The sequence below is a fragment of the Marinomonas transparens genome (assembly GCF_016463975.1).
In the GTDB taxonomy this organism is placed as follows: domain Bacteria; phylum Pseudomonadota; class Gammaproteobacteria; order Pseudomonadales; family Marinomonadaceae; genus Marinomonas; species Marinomonas transparens.
In genome coordinates this window covers 60,242-77,504 of the sequence record NZ_JAEMNX010000002.1, presented here as the reverse complement: position 1 = coordinate 77,504, position 17,263 = coordinate 60,242, and the positions used below count along the sequence as shown (strand labels likewise).

The 17,263-nt window shown below is 44.3% G+C and carries 8 protein-coding genes and 2 pseudogenes; 5 read left to right on the top strand and 5 right to left on the bottom strand.

Translation table 11 applies throughout. The features are described from left to right. Positions 1 to 16 precede the first annotated feature (16 nt). The 4 genes from I8J31_RS02715 to I8J31_RS02700 form a co-directional block, all read right to left on the bottom strand. Positions 17 to 5,386 carry a non-ribosomal peptide synthetase gene (locus I8J31_RS02715; protein ID WP_199466770.1) on the bottom strand — a complete coding sequence of 1,790 codons (5,370 nt, stop codon included), beginning with the start codon at positions 5,384 to 5,386 and terminating at the stop codon, positions 17 to 19. A gap of 142 nt (positions 5,387 to 5,528) precedes the next feature. After that, positions 5,529 to 6,809 (bottom strand): SidA/IucD/PvdA family monooxygenase, encoded by a 1,281-nt coding sequence (locus I8J31_RS02710; protein ID WP_199466769.1) that lies wholly within the window; start codon positions 6,807 to 6,809, stop codon positions 5,529 to 5,531. A gap of 65 nt (positions 6,810 to 6,874) precedes the next feature. After that, on the bottom strand, positions 6,875 to 8,209 hold the full coding sequence (locus tag I8J31_RS02705) for a salicylate synthase (RefSeq protein ID WP_325101162.1): 1,335 nt from the start codon (positions 8,207 to 8,209) through the stop codon (positions 6,875 to 6,877). 140 nt (positions 8,210 to 8,349) lie between these two features. Next, a complete protein-coding gene (locus I8J31_RS02700) occupies positions 8,350 to 10,404 on the bottom strand; it encodes a TonB-dependent receptor (RefSeq protein ID WP_199466767.1) in 2,055 nt (684 codons plus the stop codon). A 111-nt stretch (positions 10,405 to 10,515) separates the two neighbouring features. On the opposite strand from I8J31_RS02700, the gene I8J31_RS02695 reads away from it, so the two are divergent. From I8J31_RS02695 to I8J31_RS02680, 5 genes and pseudogenes are all read left to right on the top strand, one after another. Continuing rightward, positions 10,516 to 11,433 carry a helix-turn-helix domain-containing protein gene (locus tag I8J31_RS02695; protein WP_199466766.1) on the top strand — a complete coding sequence of 306 codons (918 nt, stop codon included), beginning with the start codon at positions 10,516 to 10,518 and terminating at the stop codon, positions 11,431 to 11,433. Between the two features lie 131 nt (positions 11,434 to 11,564). Beyond that, positions 11,565 to 11,711 (top strand): annotated as a pseudogene (locus I8J31_RS20820) (IS5/IS1182 family transposase); the annotation flags it as partial. Between the two features lie 4 nt (positions 11,712 to 11,715). Further along, positions 11,716 to 11,817 (top strand): annotated as a pseudogene (locus I8J31_RS02690) (IS5/IS1182 family transposase); the annotation flags it as partial. A 367-nt stretch (positions 11,818 to 12,184) separates the two neighbouring features. Next, positions 12,185 to 14,278, top strand: a complete 2,094-nt coding sequence (locus I8J31_RS02685) for a 3-hydroxyacyl-CoA dehydrogenase NAD-binding domain-containing protein (RefSeq protein WP_199466765.1) — start codon at positions 12,185 to 12,187, stop codon at positions 14,276 to 14,278. Continuing rightward, positions 14,278 to 15,456, top strand: a complete 1,179-nt coding sequence (locus tag I8J31_RS02680) for an acetyl-CoA C-acyltransferase (RefSeq protein ID WP_199466764.1) — start codon at positions 14,278 to 14,280, stop codon at positions 15,454 to 15,456. The genes I8J31_RS02685 and I8J31_RS02680 overlap by 1 nt, the downstream gene beginning before the upstream one ends. Positions 15,457 to 15,562: 106 nt before the next feature. On the opposite strand, the gene I8J31_RS02675 is transcribed toward I8J31_RS02680, so the two are convergent. Continuing rightward, complete coding sequence (locus I8J31_RS02675) at positions 15,563 to 17,233, bottom strand: AMP-binding protein (RefSeq protein WP_199466763.1); 1,671 nt, start codon at positions 17,231 to 17,233, stop codon at positions 15,563 to 15,565. Positions 17,234 to 17,263 lie beyond the last annotated feature (30 nt).

Sequence of the window (17,263 nt, the reverse complement as noted above, 5' to 3'; positions counted from 1 at the left end):
GTTAATTTCTCCGTGATCATGGTGTGGTTATTCGAGGTGTTGTGGACTCATCTTTTGATGTTGTCTCTGCGTTTATTTCCTGTGTTATGTCATCCAAATGTGTTTTAAAGCTGAGCAACACTTCTTGCGCAAATTGGTGGTTCAGCGCAATGGGGTCATAACACAGTCGAAGCGTTAGCTCCTTGCCAGGGTAGACAAACAATCCAAGACTTTGGGCAATCGAGTCACGCCAGCGTTGGTTGGTGATCTTGGCGACAGTGGTTGTTTGTTGTTTTGCATTTGGAGAGGCGCGCGTTATTTCTGCATCGCCTTCTAGTGCGTTTTCTATCACTAGCAAGGTATCAAAAAACTCACCGTGTTTTTCTGTTGCCGTAAGGTGGTCAAGATGAATCGGCACCAGTGATTGCCACTCAAATTTTTTCGTTTGTAGCTCTTTTAACTGTTCGCTTATCGGTGTTTTATCGGCTGTGTTAATCCGTATAGGAACAACTTGTACAAGCATGCCGACGAGTGATTCTATGCCCTCTAGGTTTAAGGCTCTGCCTGAGTCGAACAAGCCAAAGACAACGTCTTTTTGGGCTAAAGAGGTGGAGATAGTGCGAGCCCAAGCGAGTTGGAAAAGTGCCGCTTGAGGGGTGTTTATTTTATTGGCCGTTGCGATCAGTGAAGTATTTTTTGAGGAGCTTAATACTTCCGATATGTCTTGTGTTGGCGTACGGCTTTGGCGTTCTGGTGCAATGACAGACGGTGTTTTTATGCTGTCTAGTTCACGATTCCAGTACAACCAAGATTGGCTTTTATCTTGTTCTTGTAACCAGCTTAAATAATCCGCCCAAGCCAGTGTAGGTGCGACTTGTGCATCAATATCATCTGCATCATTGAGTAGCTCGTGTAACAGGCGTGGTGTTGACCAACCATCCAATAACAGGTGGTGGGAATTAATGAAGAGTAGCCATTCATTGCCTGTTAAAAGATCACCGTTTGTTAAACGAATGAGCATGAATCGAATGAGCGGTGGCTGGTGGAGTGTGAATCTGTAAGATTCCCACTCTTCTCTGAACGCATTGATTTTTTTGTTTTGATCCGCTTTTGTTAAGTGGCTCCAGTCTTCATACTGCCAATCAGGCTGTAAGTCTTCTGCTATAAAGGTTTTCTCGCCATTATTGAAATAACCAGAACGCAATACGTCATGTTTATTTAATAAATGACGGGTATTACGCTCTAGGGTGGTTTCAACATGCTTAGAGTCTAACGATGATGTGAGTGTTAGCTCTAATTGGATGGTCCAAGGGTCATTTTCATCATCGCAGTTTAGAACCATCTTTCGTTGTAAGGGGGTGGTGATTTTGGTGCTTGAATTTGCTGGTAATAAGTCTGTTAAAGAGGCTTCTTGATCCGCTGCTGTTGATAACAATTGGATGACTCTTTGGTACTCTGCAAGCAGCTTGTTAAGCGCTGAGTCGCTTATTTTAGAAGATTCTGTGAATGCCGCAAAATGCAATTTCTGTTCTGGATCTTCTTGCAGGTTGTAGGCAAAAATACTGACCATTGTGTTGTTGGTATCAGTGCTTACTTGCTGATGGCGTTGGTTGAGCTCTGTTTCTGCTTCATCGGCTGTGGCAAAGGGGTTGAGGAAACGAAACTCGAAATCATGCGTTTGCTCACGGTTTATTGTGTGAGTAGCCGCTTGATCTTCAAGGTTGATACCGAATTCTGAACGAGCAATTTGCCAGCACCAATCTCTAATTTTCGCACTAAGTTGTTTGCTGTGCGTAAACTCAGTCCCGAGCTTAGACAGCATAATCGATAGCGCTTGATCGTTTTGCGTAGAGAGGCACTTTGTTTGCTGGATTTTAAGGTTAACATTGCCTTGCTTATTGGTGGCAATAAGCCCTGTACTAACGCCTGCTGTGGCGAGAAGTACAGGCAGTAAGCTATGAAGTGGTAAGCCCATTTGCTTTGCTAACTGGTTGGCCTTATCGTTTTTGTTGTTTGAGGTCTGATTTGGGGTTTTAAGCTTGGTTGTATTGCTTTGTTCCAATTCAAGGGCAATTTTGGCCACGCTACGGGCGGTGAAAACTTGTCTTGCTGACAACAGCATGTTTTTCCGACGAGCCAAACTGACGAGTCGGATAACGGAAATACTGTCCCCGCCTAATTCGAAAAAGCTGTCATCAACACCTATTTTCTTAAGACCCAATACATCAGCGAAAAGAGCACACAAAGTATGTTCTAGTTCTGTGCTTGGCTCTCGTCCAATATGGCTATCTGATAAGGTGATATCGGGCAAAGAGCGACGGTCAATTTTGCCATTTGGCAAGCGTGGTAATTTCTCAATGCCCATGAAATGTTTAGGCATTAGGTGGTCTGGTAGGGAGCTAGCGCATTTGTTTTGCAGAGATTGGGAAATGTCTGCCTCATTAGTTTGATTGCTTAGCTCATAAAAGCACAGGAGTTGAACCTTGTTGTTGTGCTTTTTGACGACAATTGCACAAGGTAATTGAATAATCCTTTCGACAGAGGCTTCTACTTCTAACGGTTCTACACGGAAACCTCGAATCTTAATTTGCTCGTCAATACGTCCAATGTATTCCATCATGCCATCTTGTAACCAACGGACACGGTCACCAGTGCGATATAGTCTTGAGCCAGGCGCGCCATAAGGGTTTGCGACAAAATGGCTGGCGGTAAGGTCGCCACGACCAAGGTAACCTCTTGCTAAGCCTTCTCCTGAAATGGTCAACTCACCGGGAATACCAGGTGGTGCGAGTTGCATACTTTTGTCCAGAACATAAGCATGTGCACCCCATATTGGCATACCAATGCTTGGGGATTTGTTTGGCTCTGCACGGGCAATCATGGTGTCGACTGTGGTTTCAGTTGGCCCATACAGGTTGAAGCCAGTGGTCTGTTCTAGGTCGATCATTTTTTGCCAAAGTTGGGCTTTGACTGCTTCGCCACCAAAGCCAAGTAAGGCTGGGATATGGCCTGCTAGGTATTCGCCACTTGGTAAGGTAACCCCGGATTCTAACCAAGGCAGAACTTCGTCTAACATGCCCGGTGTTAGCTCGATAAAATCCAGTTTCCTTTGAATGATTTCTTGGGCCAGAGCAATAGGGTCCTGCATGACGTCGGTATCAAATAAGTGCAATTCATGGCCTTCAAACATCCATAAATTAGGCTGCCAAGAGGCATCGAAAGCCAATGACCATGCGTGGCCTACTCGTAGGGTGCTTCGACCTGTGCGCTTTATGGCGGCTTCATAAAGGTCTTGTTTATGACTGCTAAGTAAGTTGGCTAAGGCGGAATGAGGGATGACAACCCCTTTGGGTTGACCGCTGGAACCAGAAGTGAAGACCGTATACACAGGGTGTTCTGGTAACAGTTTTTCGAGACGCTCATTGTCCAATACGTTGGTGTTGGATAAGCCTTCTTCCATCGCGGCCGCTTCGGCAGTATGAAGGTCGACAAGTTTGCCACTTTGCTGTGTGATGGCGTCTGTCAAAGCGCTTTCTGTCGATGCTTGTTTATTAATAAATATGAAGGATGGTTCCGCAAGGCGAACCACTCTGTCTATGTAATCGCTTGGGTAATTTGGATCAATAGGGATAAAAGAGGCGCCTGCTTTTAAGATGGCTAGCATGGCAACAAACCAGTCTTTTTCACGAGGTAAGCAAATAGCGATTTGTTTTTCTGGCCCGATATTTTGCTTGATGAGCCAGCGAGCTAAAGCATTTGCTCGTGCATTTAAGGTTTCAAAATCCAATTTTTCTTCGGGTTTTGTGGCGTCTTTTTTATCTTGTTTTTTCAGTGCGCGAGTTTGGTAAACCGCAATGTCTTTTGGCTTTTCATTGACTATGTTTTCAAACCAATCAATGACGGTTGGCGCTTTTTTCGAGAGCGCTGGGCGGTGTCCCCATGAGTCAATAAGCTGACTGTATTCTTCTTTGAGTAATAGACTTTCTGCGGCGATAGTCTGATCAGGAGTGTTAGCAAATGTACGCAGTAAATTTGCCAAACGTTGCAAATGCTTTGGTATGGTGTCGGCGTGGAAAAGAGACTTTCTCCAAGTGGCTTGTATCTGTAAGCAGTCGTTTTGCAATAAGGCGTCGAAGGATAAATCGGTCTGAGTTGTACCATTAAAGTGCTTGCGCCATTCTACATTTAAGCCATCCATCTCTGGTGGTTTCATACCGTGGGCTAAGAAGGTCACCATGGTATCTAATAAAGGATTAGAGGATTCTCCACGAGGTACATCCAGTTGTTCTAATAAATGTTCAAATGGAATGTCTGAGTTTGAAAAGGCCACACGACAGACTTTGGCGCACTGTTGTAATTGCTGACGAAAGCTAAAACTTGGTGATACCTTTAAACGAATAGGAACCACGTTACCAAAGTTGCCGATTACATCATTTAGCTCCGGCATGTTGCGGTGAGAGGCAACAGTGCCAATGGTTATTTCAGAGGCCCGTGCTAGGCGAGTGATAAGAATAGCAATCGTGGTGATTAAAATTTCGAAAGGGGTAACCTGCTCTTCAGCACACAGTTTCTGCAAAGAGGCCGTTGTGGTCTTGTCTAAATTTGTGCTGCACCAGCCACCAGACTCATCATTCCCTGCTGTGCGAACAAAGTCAGTAGGGAAGTCTAGCTTTTCGGGTAATGGTGAAAGCTCTTTTTGCCAGAAGGCTAGGGCCGTCTCGCGTTTTTCTGTGTTGGTTTGCCATTGTTGACGGTGCCAGTTAGCAAAATCTACGTATTGTAATGGCGTCGATGACTGATTAGGTGTGTCGTTTTTTAGGGATAAGGTATAGCCATGGGCAAGCTCATTGGAAAAAATGCCGAATGACGGGCCGTCCCACGCAATATGCTGGCCGATCATAACCAACACATGATAATCATCATCAAGAGCGGTGAGTATTAAGCGTAAGCCACTTTTTTGGGTTAAATCAAAAGGGTCTGTGCTGGCTTTTTGAGCAATCGCATTGAGCTTTTCATTTTGCTCTTTTTTCTCGTACTTTCTCAGGTCTTCTGTGTGCCATTCAGGCGGTAAGCTTGGCACTATTTTTTGTCTAGAGTTACCCTCGTCATTGGTATAGTAAAGCGTCCTAAAAATACTGTGCTGCATGGAAATTCGAACAGCGCTTTCTTTAAGTGCTTTGTGGTCTAGCGGCCCTTTAAAGTGCCAAAGAACGCATACATTGTAGGCCGATGAGCTAGGGTCTAATTGATGAAGAAACCACATTCTTTCTTGGGCGTGAGAAAGAGGCACTGACAGCGTATTTTCTAAATGCGGTATGTTTCTAGAAGGATCTAGATGGGTGGATACATCTAAGCCGCGAGATTTAGCTAACCGTTTTAGCAGTAATTGCCTTTGTGCGATATTCATTGTCATTAAGCCTTGTTGTAAAAGAGAGCTCTGGTTTTAAACAGCAATGGGCTCTTGAGTCGGCATGGGAACTGCCTACTCATACTGACCGTTTATTAGCATGATCTTGGGATGGTCAGATAAGAGCGCTAGACACTTCTTTTTACTTATTGGTTGAATTTAGGGCGTTGTATAGAGACGTGGTGATCTCTCCTGATCGTGTTGCCAGTATGGAAAGTAAGGTGTCACTAATCCCATGACTGTGTTCACAATAACCCTGTAGATAAATAGGCGTTTGAAGACGCGGGTCAGACAGCAGTCGGTAGTCTCTATCGGCTTCAAAATCTTTTGTATAATCAGATAGAGAGGAAAGCAGCTCTCGGTGTGCATTACGCTCGTAACCCGTGGCCAAAATAACCTGGTCATAAACATTGCTTTCGGATGAACCATTCGATGAGTTGATGATGTTTAGTGAAATGCCATTTTCTTGAGCGCTAGAGGCTTCAACACTCGTATTAAGCAAAAGTCTGTGGCGAATATCACCGGTGATTTTTTGTTTGTATAAAATGCTGTATATCTGTTCGATCATTGGCAGATCGATCGCAGCGTAATTTGTGTGATGGTACTCTTTCAGTGTTTCGGCGCGGTGATGGTCTGTCATGTTGAACATGGCATCTGTTGCTTTCGGCGCGAATATCTCATTAACAAAAGGGCTTGAGTCTGAAGGCTTCAATGATGAACCTCTGACGATCAAATCAATTTTTATAGATGGGTCATTCTCATAAATATCTAGGAATGCTTCTGCCGCACTTTGTCCTCCACCGACAATGGACACTCTTTTTTCTGTGTTACAGGTTTTAAGTTTTACAGACTTTAAATAAGTAGAGTGGTGAAAAACGCGTGAGTCGGTTTTTAAGGTTTTAAAAGGCTCTGGAATGTAAGGTTTTCCGCCTGTGCCAACGACCAGTGAGCGAGTGATGCGAGAGGTTTCTTTGCCATCATGGTCACGAGAAAGTACATTCAATGACGTGACAGTATCGCCTGTTTTGATCGGTTCAATCGCAATGACTTCTGCATCGTATTGGCATTGATGAGAGAACTGTTTAGCGACCCAGCGTATGTAGTCATTGAACTCTAATCGGCTAGGGTAAAAGGTGCCAAGGTTAGTGAAATCGTGTAAGCGGTTGTGCACTTTTAAATAGTTAATAAAGCTGTAATAGCTCATTGGATTTCGAAAGGAGACAAGGTCTTTAAGAAATGAAATTTGTAAATAGCTATTACCTGTAATGGTATTGCCATGCCAGCTGTAGTCCACTTGTTTTTCTAAAAATACGGTGTTTAGATTTTGTTCTTGTTCGTCTAATGCGATGGCTAAAGCTAGATTTGATGGGCCACATCCGACCCCAATCAAATCAAAAATTTCTGGTGCGTTTGAGTCTTTCACTATTTATATCCCTTAATTAAGAATGTGTTAGCTATTGGAACCTGTCATGAAGCAAATGGCTTGAACTATGCCATTTGCTTCATGACCCAAGGAGCAACACTGCTTAGCTTCTCCGTTGTCTCAGTCAGCTCTCGCTCAGGAGTAGAGTGACTGACGATGCCTGCACCAGCTTGCAACCAGGATTTACCCTTATGGCCTAACAAACTTCTCAGTACCAGCGCCGCGTCGAAGGTGCCATCATGGCTGATACGTAGAATGGCTCCCGCGTACAGGCCTCTACTTTCAACTTCATTACGACGTATTTCTTTAAAGGCCGGTTTTTTGGGGATTCCTGAAGCGGTAACAGAAGGGAATAGGCTTGCGAATGCATCCCATGGGTTCAATTCATCTTTCAATTCACCACATACTGTCGATGCAAGATGTTGAACAGACCCTCTTTCCTTTCGCTCCATGAACTGACGAACAACAATGGAAGGTTCATTGCAGACAGCTTTTAGCTCATTTGTCGCTAAGTAGACTGAAATGGCGTGTTCATGTGTTTCTTTTGGGTCTCTGTATAGCTCGTTGAAACGAGAGAGGTCTTCTGCAAGAATGCCATCTCTACGACGAGTTCCGGCAAGAGGTTCTGTCGTGACAATACGGTTTTTATCAACAGACATAACGAGCTCTGGGCTAAAGCCACTGGCTTGCCAACCGCCTAAATTTAGTGAAAAAGATCGAGCTGGTGTATTCTCTGTGCGACCACGTAACCAAGTGGCAACAAAGTCAGGTGAAAAGTCCAATTTTAGCTTTCTGGATAAAATGACTTTTTCTAATGTGCCTTTTTCTATTTCGGTTAATGAGCTATTGACCCATTGTTTATATTCTTCGCTGTCTGGAATGGAGACGCCATTGGCTGAGGCGTTAAATTCTTTGGGAGTGTTTAGGAGTTCGTTGATTTTTTGCTTTAGGGTTTCGTCTTGGGTTTGTATTTCAGGGGATTGTTGGCCTAATGATACGATCGCTTTAGGTTGGGATAAAAACAGCAGGGGGACTTTTCCGGCTTGTTCATCGTCATTAAGAACACTGGGGTCATTTAAAGCGTATGCCAGTTCGAAGCAGGCCCATCCGTTTGCTTGCCAAGCACCTTCCCATGAAGACAGTTCCGTGTTGAGCAATTCAAACAGTGTTTTGTCTGCAACTTCTACTACTGATGATTGACCGTTATAGCTAGACTCTAAACGGTCTGCATATAAAGTCACCGAGCGCTCGATACCCCCACCGAACCAGCATTCACCGTCTTTTTCATAAATCATGTAGTCTTCAAAAAGGTGGCTGCTTGCTAATGTAGCGGCTAATTTGAACACATGATTTTTTGTGTTTGAGTTTGTCATATTTAGGTTTAGGTCATTATCATTCACGTTCAAAACTCCATCTTGACTGTTTGGTAGACATTTAAGTGTCAGTTCAATAGGGTGCAAGTAACTGGCTTTCTTAATGTTTTGATAAAACAGGTTATTTGCACCTTCTTGATCGAATTACTGATGTTTTAGGCCTAAAGTTAAAGTGCGTATTCCACTCCCACTAGGAAAGTGCGTGGTTGTAACAATACGGCTGACGTTGAGCGTTGATAGATAATGGCGTCTTCATCGAATAAGTTGTCTATGCTAGCGAACCAGTTAGCATCACCCATTTGGTAGCTAGCTCTTGCATTAGCGACAACATAAGCATCTGTTTTTGAGGCTGATTGGTTATTTGGGTAGGTGTAATACGCACCGGAATAACGAAGGTTTAGGTTGGTTGTCCAATTGTCTTTGTGCCAATCTAGACTGATGCTGGAGGTAACGGAAGGTGCAATCGCAAGGTCATTACCTTCTAAACTGGTGTCACTAGAAAATTCAACAATTTCAGTATTTAGTAACCCTAAGCTGCCTGATAGTGTCAACTCCTCAGAAAGTATTGCTGTTAAGCTTTGTTCAAAGCCCCAAGTATTTACCTTGTCTACATTGGCGATTAAATATGAATTGTCATTGTCCCAATCTCCTGTCGTGCTATAGGCCAGTTGCAGGTCTTTATAGCGAGAGTAGAAAAGGTTTTGGCTACTGCTTAGTTTGCCTTCTAAAAGCTGTTGGCGGCTGTAGATTTCATAAGTCCAAGACGTTTCTTCGTCATATTCATAATTGACAACGGAGGATCCGTCTAATGCCCAGCCTGCACCGCCAGCATTGTAGCCTTTTGATATTTGTGCTCCCCAATTGACTGTTGCAGATTGCTGCCAGTTAATACCGATTTTAGGTAAGATTTCTGAGTAATCTTCATCATGATCAAAATCATCTGCTGTCACGCCAGTTGTGTAGCTGTAACTACCGCCATAGCGTTGTCTTGATTCTTTCTCGTAACGCAGTCCCATTGATAGGGTTGTCTTATCTGATAAGTTAAATGCACCTTCAGAATACGCACTGAACGTGTCGGTATCATCTTTATAGTGGAGGTCGCCAAAGCTGTAAAGCTCAGAATATTGTTCCTCTCGTGCACGATACAGATAGAGCCCTGTGACGATGCTAAGCTCATCGTTGTCGTAATAGAGTCGAGGCTCTAATACTATTTCACTTGTATCAATTGTGGTGTTGGTTGAATTCGTATCTGCTGTACGTGTGAACTCAGTGTCTGTTATTGATGTATTTAACTGAAGGGAAAGTTCAGAGCTTAAATCTTGTGAATAATCCAAGGATACCGTGTTAGCGATAGTTTTATGATAAGCCTGTCCATCAAAAACAGAGGCTTTTCTGTCTTCGTAAGGATCTGCTACGAGTTCTAGGTGTGGTCCAGCGTAGTTTGTATGAGATCCCCCTAAAAGTAATCGTTTGTTGTCTTCTGAATCTGGTTCTATCAGTAACTTACCTCTTAGGTTCACACTTTTATACCGACTAACATCATCTACATTATCTGTTGATCCGTATTCAACCGTAGAATCTCTTTCTTTTACGTCTGCAGACAAACGGTAAGCCATGGTGTCATCATCACCAATGGTTCTGTTAACTGCTGCGGACAGTTCTTGTGCATCGTAATTTCCGGCAGCGGCACGCAAAATGGTTTCGTCTTCGTATACTGGATCGTTTGTGTGAATGCTGATCGTCCCTGCCATTGCATTTCGGCCTACTAAAGAGCTTTGGGCACCGAGTAATACTTCGACTGTTTCTACGTCGAATAAGCTGAAATCGCTATACGATAATTCATTAAAAGAAAGAGGTCTGTTATCTATTTCGTAGCTAAGTCGCGGTCTTCCTCCGGCAAAAATTGAGACTGCATTTTGGGCCGCACCTGTTCCGTCAATGCCTCGAACGGTTGCTGCGGTTCCTGTGCCTTCGACAATAGAAACATTGGAAGTGGTTTCTAAAACATCTCTAGTCGTATTAAGCCCTGCTTGAGTTTCAAGGGTTTCTTCATCATATATTTCAACACTTTGTGCACTTTCCTGTGCTGTTTTGTTGAGTATTTCAGATTTAATAATGATAGGGTCTAAATTGATGGTTTGAGTATCGTTATTTGCTGCTACGACTTCACTCACTAGCACAAGTGGTAATAACAGCTTTCTTAGGGCTTCCGGTTGAATCATGAACTTCTCCAAATAATCTAATTGATAATGCTTATCAATTAGATTAACATCGATTTTTAGCTGCTGACTACTCCAATAGCATAGAAATACTCCAAAAAAGGGGATAATTAAATGATGTCTCAGGTCGATAATATGCAGAGAAAAGAATCTGATAGTTGGTTAAATGAAGTTGACGATTTTAATGCCAGAATGACCGAATTAGATGCAACACCTTCTATTTCAGTGTCCGACCAGGGAGGCATGGCAATGCTTGCCCATGCACGTTTTTCTCCGTTTGAAGGTGAGTTTGAGGCGGCACCTTTTTTAATGTTAACACTGTGTACTGCAAATATTGGGAGGATGCATCGATCTGGGGAAGGGCCATCACTTGAGGGTGTATTACGTCCTGGCACTTTCACTATGGCTTTGCCAAACACGTCAGTTTTTGGTTCTTTCCCCGGCACCGAAATGCTAGGTATTGCTGTGAATTTGAGCGTTTTAAATTCTCTTACAGAACATACTTATACAACGGAAGATTTTATTCCAGCAGCCTCTCAATTGCATAAAGATGTGTATCTTAGTTCGGTTATGAATGCATTATGGCGTGATGCAGAACTGCATGGGCTATCAAGTGCCTTTTTTGAACAAGGTCTGAATGTGATTCTCCAGCACTTGAGTAATGCTGAATATAAACCGATGTCGCAAAAATCGGTTTACTCTTTAAGTAAGCGACACCTTGAAACCGTACTTGATTATATCGAAAGTAGAGTGTGCAGTGATGTCAGTGTGACTGAATTAGCCACATTAGTTGGACAAGATACTCGAAGTTTTACTCGTTCATTTTCCATGGCCATAGGGTACACGCCTTATGTGTATTTTACCTTGCGTAGGATGGAATACGCTAAGCGCTTATTATGTCAAGGGAACGTAAGTATCACCGATGTGGCGATCAGTATTGGCTATTCAAATCCAAGTAAATTTTCAGCGGCTTTTCGCCGAACTGTTGGTGTGACTCCAAATACATGGCGTAAGGAACATAGTAAACAATAAAACTCACCAAGTTCATCAAATCCTAAATTCAGGTAATAAGTGCGATACTGCAAAAGAGGCGTAGAGGAAGGGAACATGCGAATAAGTTCCTTTAACGAGATAATCTTATTCTCACTCTTTGAGTCTTAACCATGTCACATCAACTCACCTTTGCTGACAGCGAATTCAACAATAAGCGTCGTAAAATCCGTCAATAAATTTTTCTTGCACGCATGAATGAGTTGATGTCTTGGGATCAACTAGAAGCCGTTATTGAGCCTTTCTATCCCAAAGCAGGCATTTCCTAGAAAAAATAAACAGTTCATCCCTACGGAATATATCAAAGCCAGTATTCGAGTAAAAATCGAACATCCCTTTAGAATCACCAAGTGTCAGTTTGGTTTTGGAATAAGAAACTTCAAAATATATGTTGCGACTGCAACATATATGGGTAAATATAGTTGGGGTGATCAATTGTTGATCTTTTGTCACATCGGCTTTGCCGATGCTGGTTTATCAGTAAGCTGATTTTTTCCTAGAATCGTTTTAAAAGAGACCTTTTCACGACTACTGTGCTCGTCAACACTTTGTTAAAAATAGACTCAAAATGCTCATTTATAACCCATAAACGCGGCTTTGGCATCCTGCGTCGCCCTAACACTTACATCCATGTAAGTGTCTGCTTTTTCGTCTATTTTTGCCTCGTTTTGGCTTCGCTCGTGACTTCGTGCAAAGGTCTCTAAAAATAATAATTAGATTAGAGGTAACTCCTTTGAAAGATATTTCCCTCAATGGCAGGGTAGGCGTCATTCACCTGTCCAATCCACCGTTAAATAGTATCAATCTGCAACTCCGGTTAGATCTTGTCAGCAAGTTGGAAGAAGCAAATACTTCTGAGGCCATCGACGCTATTGTTCTGTATGGAACGGAAGAGATGTTTTCGTGCGGTGCTGATATAGATGAGTTTTTTTCTGGCGAGGCTGGGCGTGACCCTAATTTGCCCATGTTGGTCGAACTGCTGCAAAATTCTTCCAAACCCGTTGTTGCCGCTGTTGGCAAACAATGCATGGGAGGAGGCTTAGAGCTTGCTCTTGCTTGCCATGCCCGAGTGTTTCGAGCGGATGCCGTTATTTCTTTCCCAGAAATTCATTTGGGGCTGATTCCTGGTGCTGGTGGAACTCAGTTGTTGCCCAGAGCGGTAGGCTTGAGCAAAGCCGTTTCCATGATACTCGGTGGTCGTCCATGTGCAGTTAAATCATTAGAAGAAACGCAACTGGTTTCAAGACTTTCAGATAATGTGTTAACGGATGCCATTGCTTTTGCCAACCAACTCGCTGAGGGTGAGCCCATTGTTCCGATTCAAGATCTCAAGGTAGATAAGGTCAATTCTGATCTTTTCTTGAGGTGGGTATCTAATACCGTACGTTCACAGGTACGACGCTCGCCGTCTTCACCGGCTGCGGTGACCGCGATAGAAGCTTCCTTGGGGGATTATAAAAAAGGTCTTGAGGTGGAGAAAAAGTTATTTTGGGAACGGATGTCGTCAACTGAATCTGAGGCGCTGCGTTACGGTTTTAAAGCGGAGCGTGAATGCTGGAAAGTGCCGGGATTGTCTGTTGATAAGACTAACGTGCCAACCATAGAAAAAGTAGGGGTGGTCGGTGCTGGAACCATGGGTTCTGGTATTGCTATTAATTTCCTCAGTGTGGGTATTCCCGTTGTTCTGTTGGAGCAAAAGCAGGACGCTCTGCAACGTGGTATTGATACTATCCACAGTCATTATGAAAAGCTGGTTGCTAAGTCAAAATTGACGGATGAGCAGTCTAAACAGTGCTTGAATCTATTAACACCATCGCTCTCCTATGAAGATATGCGTGACGTAGATTTGGCGATTGAAGCGGTCTTCGAAGACATGTCGATTAAAGAGTCTGTGTTCCGTACCTTGTCAGAGACCGTCAGAGAAAACGCTATTCTGGCATCCAATACCTCCACTTTAGACCTTAATAAGATAGCGCAGTTTTGTCGTCATCCTGAACGTGTTGTCGGTCTGCATTTCTTTAGTCCTGCCAATATTATGAAATTACTCGAAGTCGTTAGAGCGGATCTTACCTCTGATGCCGTCCTGTCTGCCGCTATGAAGTTAGCAAAACGCATTAAGAAAACCGCCGTTGTGTCTGGTGTCTGTGATGGCTTTATCGGTAACCGTATGATCAATGAATACCTGCGGATCGCAGGCCTGATGGTAGAAGCGGGGGCGAGTCCTTGGGAGATTGATAGCGCATTAGAGGAATGGGGTATGGCAATGGGGCCATTTCGCATGATGGATCTGGCTGGGAATGATGTTGGCATGGCCATTAGAAAGCGAACCTACATTGAGAAGCCTGAGGTTAAGTTTTCCTCTATTCCTGATCGAGTTTGTGAGCTTGGCCGCTTAGGTCAAAAAAGTGGTAAGGGATGGTATCAATATGTACCGGGTCAACGTGGCGGCATTCCAGATGATGAGATTGATCGACTGATTCAAGATGTCCGTGAATCTAATGGGGTGGTTGCCCGCCCGTTTAGTAAGGACGACATTATCGAGCGTTGTATTTATGCTCTGGTGAATGAAGGCGCGAGAATTTTAGAGGAAGGTATTGCCCTTAGGGCGAGTGATATAGACGTTGTTTATACCCATGGTTATGGTTTTCCCGCATCACGTGGTGGTCCGATGCATTACGCGAATCAAAAAGGTTTGGTGGTTGTTAAGCAAAAGTTGGAAATATTTGCCAACGAAACGAACGGGGATGCCAATTTTTGGAGTCCTTCCAAACTCATTTCAGACCTTGCTCAGCAGGGACATCACTTTGATCACGTTGGAGGTCTGTAATGGTAGATTCAGTCATAATTTCAACAGCAAGAACGGCGCTCACTAAATCTTGGCGAGGTGGATTTAATATGACTCATCCAGTCGCCATGGGGGGGCATGTTGTAGCGCACGCCGTCGCTCGCGCAGGCATTGAGTTGGCAGAAGTGGAAGATGTGGTGATGGGGTCTACTTTTCTTGAGGGACCAGCGGGGATGAATATAGCCCGTCAGATCGCTCTTAAGGCGGGATGCCCTGTTACCACCTCTGGGGTTTCTATTAATCGCTTTTGTGCCACGGGCTTACAAAGTATCGCCTTTTCAGCACAACGCATTATGGCGGGTGAAGGCGATGTGTACGTCGCAGGCGGCGTAGAATCCATTTCACTTATTCAGAATGATGCAAACCTAGCCTTGCTAAAGGAACATTCGTTGGAGCGACAAGTTCCAGAAGTCTACTGGAGCATGTTGCAAACCGCAGAGACAGTTGCTCAGCGCTATGGCATATCAAGAGAAGCACAGGATCAATATGGAGTGCTCAGTCAAAACCGAGCCGCCGATGCTCAGGAACAAAAACGCTTTGCAGATGAAATTGCGCCTTTTGATACCCTAATGGGCGTTTTTGATCGGGCAAGGGGTGAGTATGAACAACGCCCAATTACTGTCTCAGCGGATGAGGGAATACGCCCGGGCACAGACTATGAAAGTATCGCGAACCTTCGCGCGGTAATGCCAAACGGGGTGGTGACAGCCGCGAATGCAAGTCAGTTTTCAGATGGCGCAAGTGCCTGTGTGGTAACCAGTTCGACCTATGCCGAGCAGAGAGGAATAACACCGTTAGGTATTTTCCGTGGCTTTGCGGTGGCGGGTTGTGAGCCGGATGAAATGGGGATAGGTCCTGTTTTTGCTATTCCTAAATTGCTGAAAAGAGCCGGTTTGAAAGTCGACGATATTGGCCTTTGGGAGATCAATGAAGCCTTTGCTGTGCAAGTGCTGTATTGTCAGGAAAAACTGGGGATTCCTATTGATCGACTGAATGTCAACGGTGGGGCTATCGCATTAGGGCACCCATACGGTATGAGCGGCTCCCGTTTGGTCGGTCATGCCTTGATTGAAGGCAAACGCCGAGGGGTTAAATACGTGGTGGTCTCTATGTGTATCGGTGGCGGTATGGGCGCTGCGGGTTTGTTTGAAATAGTATAAGCGCTTGAACAAGTCCTTGAATAAGACCTGCGATAATGCAGGTCTTTTTTCATCTCATCCTTTTGAAATGATATGTCAGATTGTTAGATTGTCAGACCGAGTCTCCCTAGCTTAACGTGTTGTGTTTCGCATTTTCATTGGCTTGCAAGGTTTGCCAAAGCACCTTGCCTGCCGCCGATTTTGGTAGTGTATCGACCACTTCCAAAATGCGTGGGATTTTGTATGCCGCCATGTGCTCTTGCGCCCATGTAGAAAGCGCTTTGCTGTCTAGTTGAGTGTTGGGTTTTAGGACGGCAATGGCTTTCACATTTTCCCCTCTGTAATCATCCTTTGAACCAATAACACAAACCTCTTCAATCGCAGGGTGGTGATAAAGATGAGCTTCCACTTCAGCCGGCCAAACCTTGTACCCAGAAGCATTGATCATTCTCTTCAAGCGATCTACGATCCGGATATAACCTTGTTCGTCCATAAGTGCGAGGTCTCCGGTTCTTAAGTATTTCTTGTTATCAACCGTGATAAAAGCGTCGTCATCGGCGTTAGGGTTTTGCCAGTAACTCAGCATCACTTGTGGGCCCTGTACGATAATTTCTCCGACTTCTCCTAGGGCTACTGGTTGCTTAGTATCTGGATCGAATAACTGAACATCTGTGTTCATAACGGGGATGCCAACGCTACCGGCTTTGGGGTTGTCTAGCGGGTTATGTGTGACTGGCCCCATGGTTTCTGTCATGCCATATACTTCGATAAAGGTCAGTCCTGTCAGTGTATTTAAGCGTTCCGCAATGGCATTCGGCATGGCACTGCCGCCACCATAAATACAGCTAAGACTAGCCAGGTTGTCGGCCGTCAGTTCTGGTGTATTGAGCAGATCAATAACGGCCGTGGGGACGGTACACCAAGTCGTCACTTGGTATTGTTTAATGAGATAGGCGGCGGCTTTTCTATCCCAGCGAGACATGATGACGTTCGTCGCCCCCGTTGCAATGGATACATTCATGATGCCTTGCAATCCGACAATATGAAACATAGGAGTGGCGCCTAAATGCACTTCATTACCGTTATAAGAAAACCAATGAATAATACTGCTGAGTGCGTGTTGAGCAGAAAGGTGAGTATGTAGACAGCCTTTGCCTTTCCCTGTTGAGCCTGATGTATAAGGAATGGCCAGCGGATCTGTTACTGACAGTTCGATGGGGGTCAATGGCTGATTAGCACTGATGACATAGTTCCAGTCGATGATCGGCTTAGGTAGGTTTTCATTGAACGGCGCTTTTACCATGGGTGGAAGATCGACACTGGGTGACGATGGTAGTTCTGCACCGTAATGAGCGGCAATAACATGATCGAGAGTATCAGATGCGAGCAACACAGAGAGGTTATCGACTAAACCCTGAGCACAGAAAAGTGTTCTGATATTCGCGTCTTGGCAAATGTAGCTTAACTCTTCTGATTGATGCATGGCATTGATGGGTACAACGACACCACCCGCTCTGATAATGCCATAAAATGCCGCCACATATTGTGGTGAGTTTTGCATATAGACACCAACGCGATTACCTTTGGTAACACCGCATATAGATTGTAAATAACCAGCAATCGCCGTGACCTTAGCATCAAGCTCCGCATAAGTTGTGACGGCACCGTAAAATATCAAAGCGGCTTTATCTGGGTACCTGCTACTGGTATTGCGCAAGTTATCATCAAATGTTTGTGTCGCAGGAGGCAGTTCTTTTGGGACGCTAGCAGGCCAGTGTTTGAAGTGTAAGTGAGACATGGTTGTGTTTTTCCCGAAGATAAATGACTG

Bases quoted from the DNA above. Each gene is read 5' to 3' on its own strand.
- I8J31_RS02715 (WP_199466770.1), bottom strand. From the start codon at position 5,386: ATGAATATCGCACAAAGGCAATTACTGCTAAAACGGTTAGCTAAATCT.
- I8J31_RS02700 (WP_199466767.1), bottom strand. From the start codon at position 10,404: ATGATTCAACCGGAAGCCCTAAGAAAGCTGTTATTACCACTTGTGCTA.
- I8J31_RS02695 (WP_199466766.1), top strand. From the start codon at position 10,516: ATGATGTCTCAGGTCGATAATATGCAGAGAAAAGAATCTGATAGTTGG.
- I8J31_RS02680 (WP_199466764.1), top strand. From the start codon at position 14,278: ATGGTAGATTCAGTCATAATTTCAACAGCAAGAACGGCGCTCACTAAA.
- I8J31_RS02675 (WP_199466763.1), bottom strand. From the start codon at position 17,233: ATGTCTCACTTACACTTCAAACACTGGCCTGCTAGCGTCCCAAAAGAA.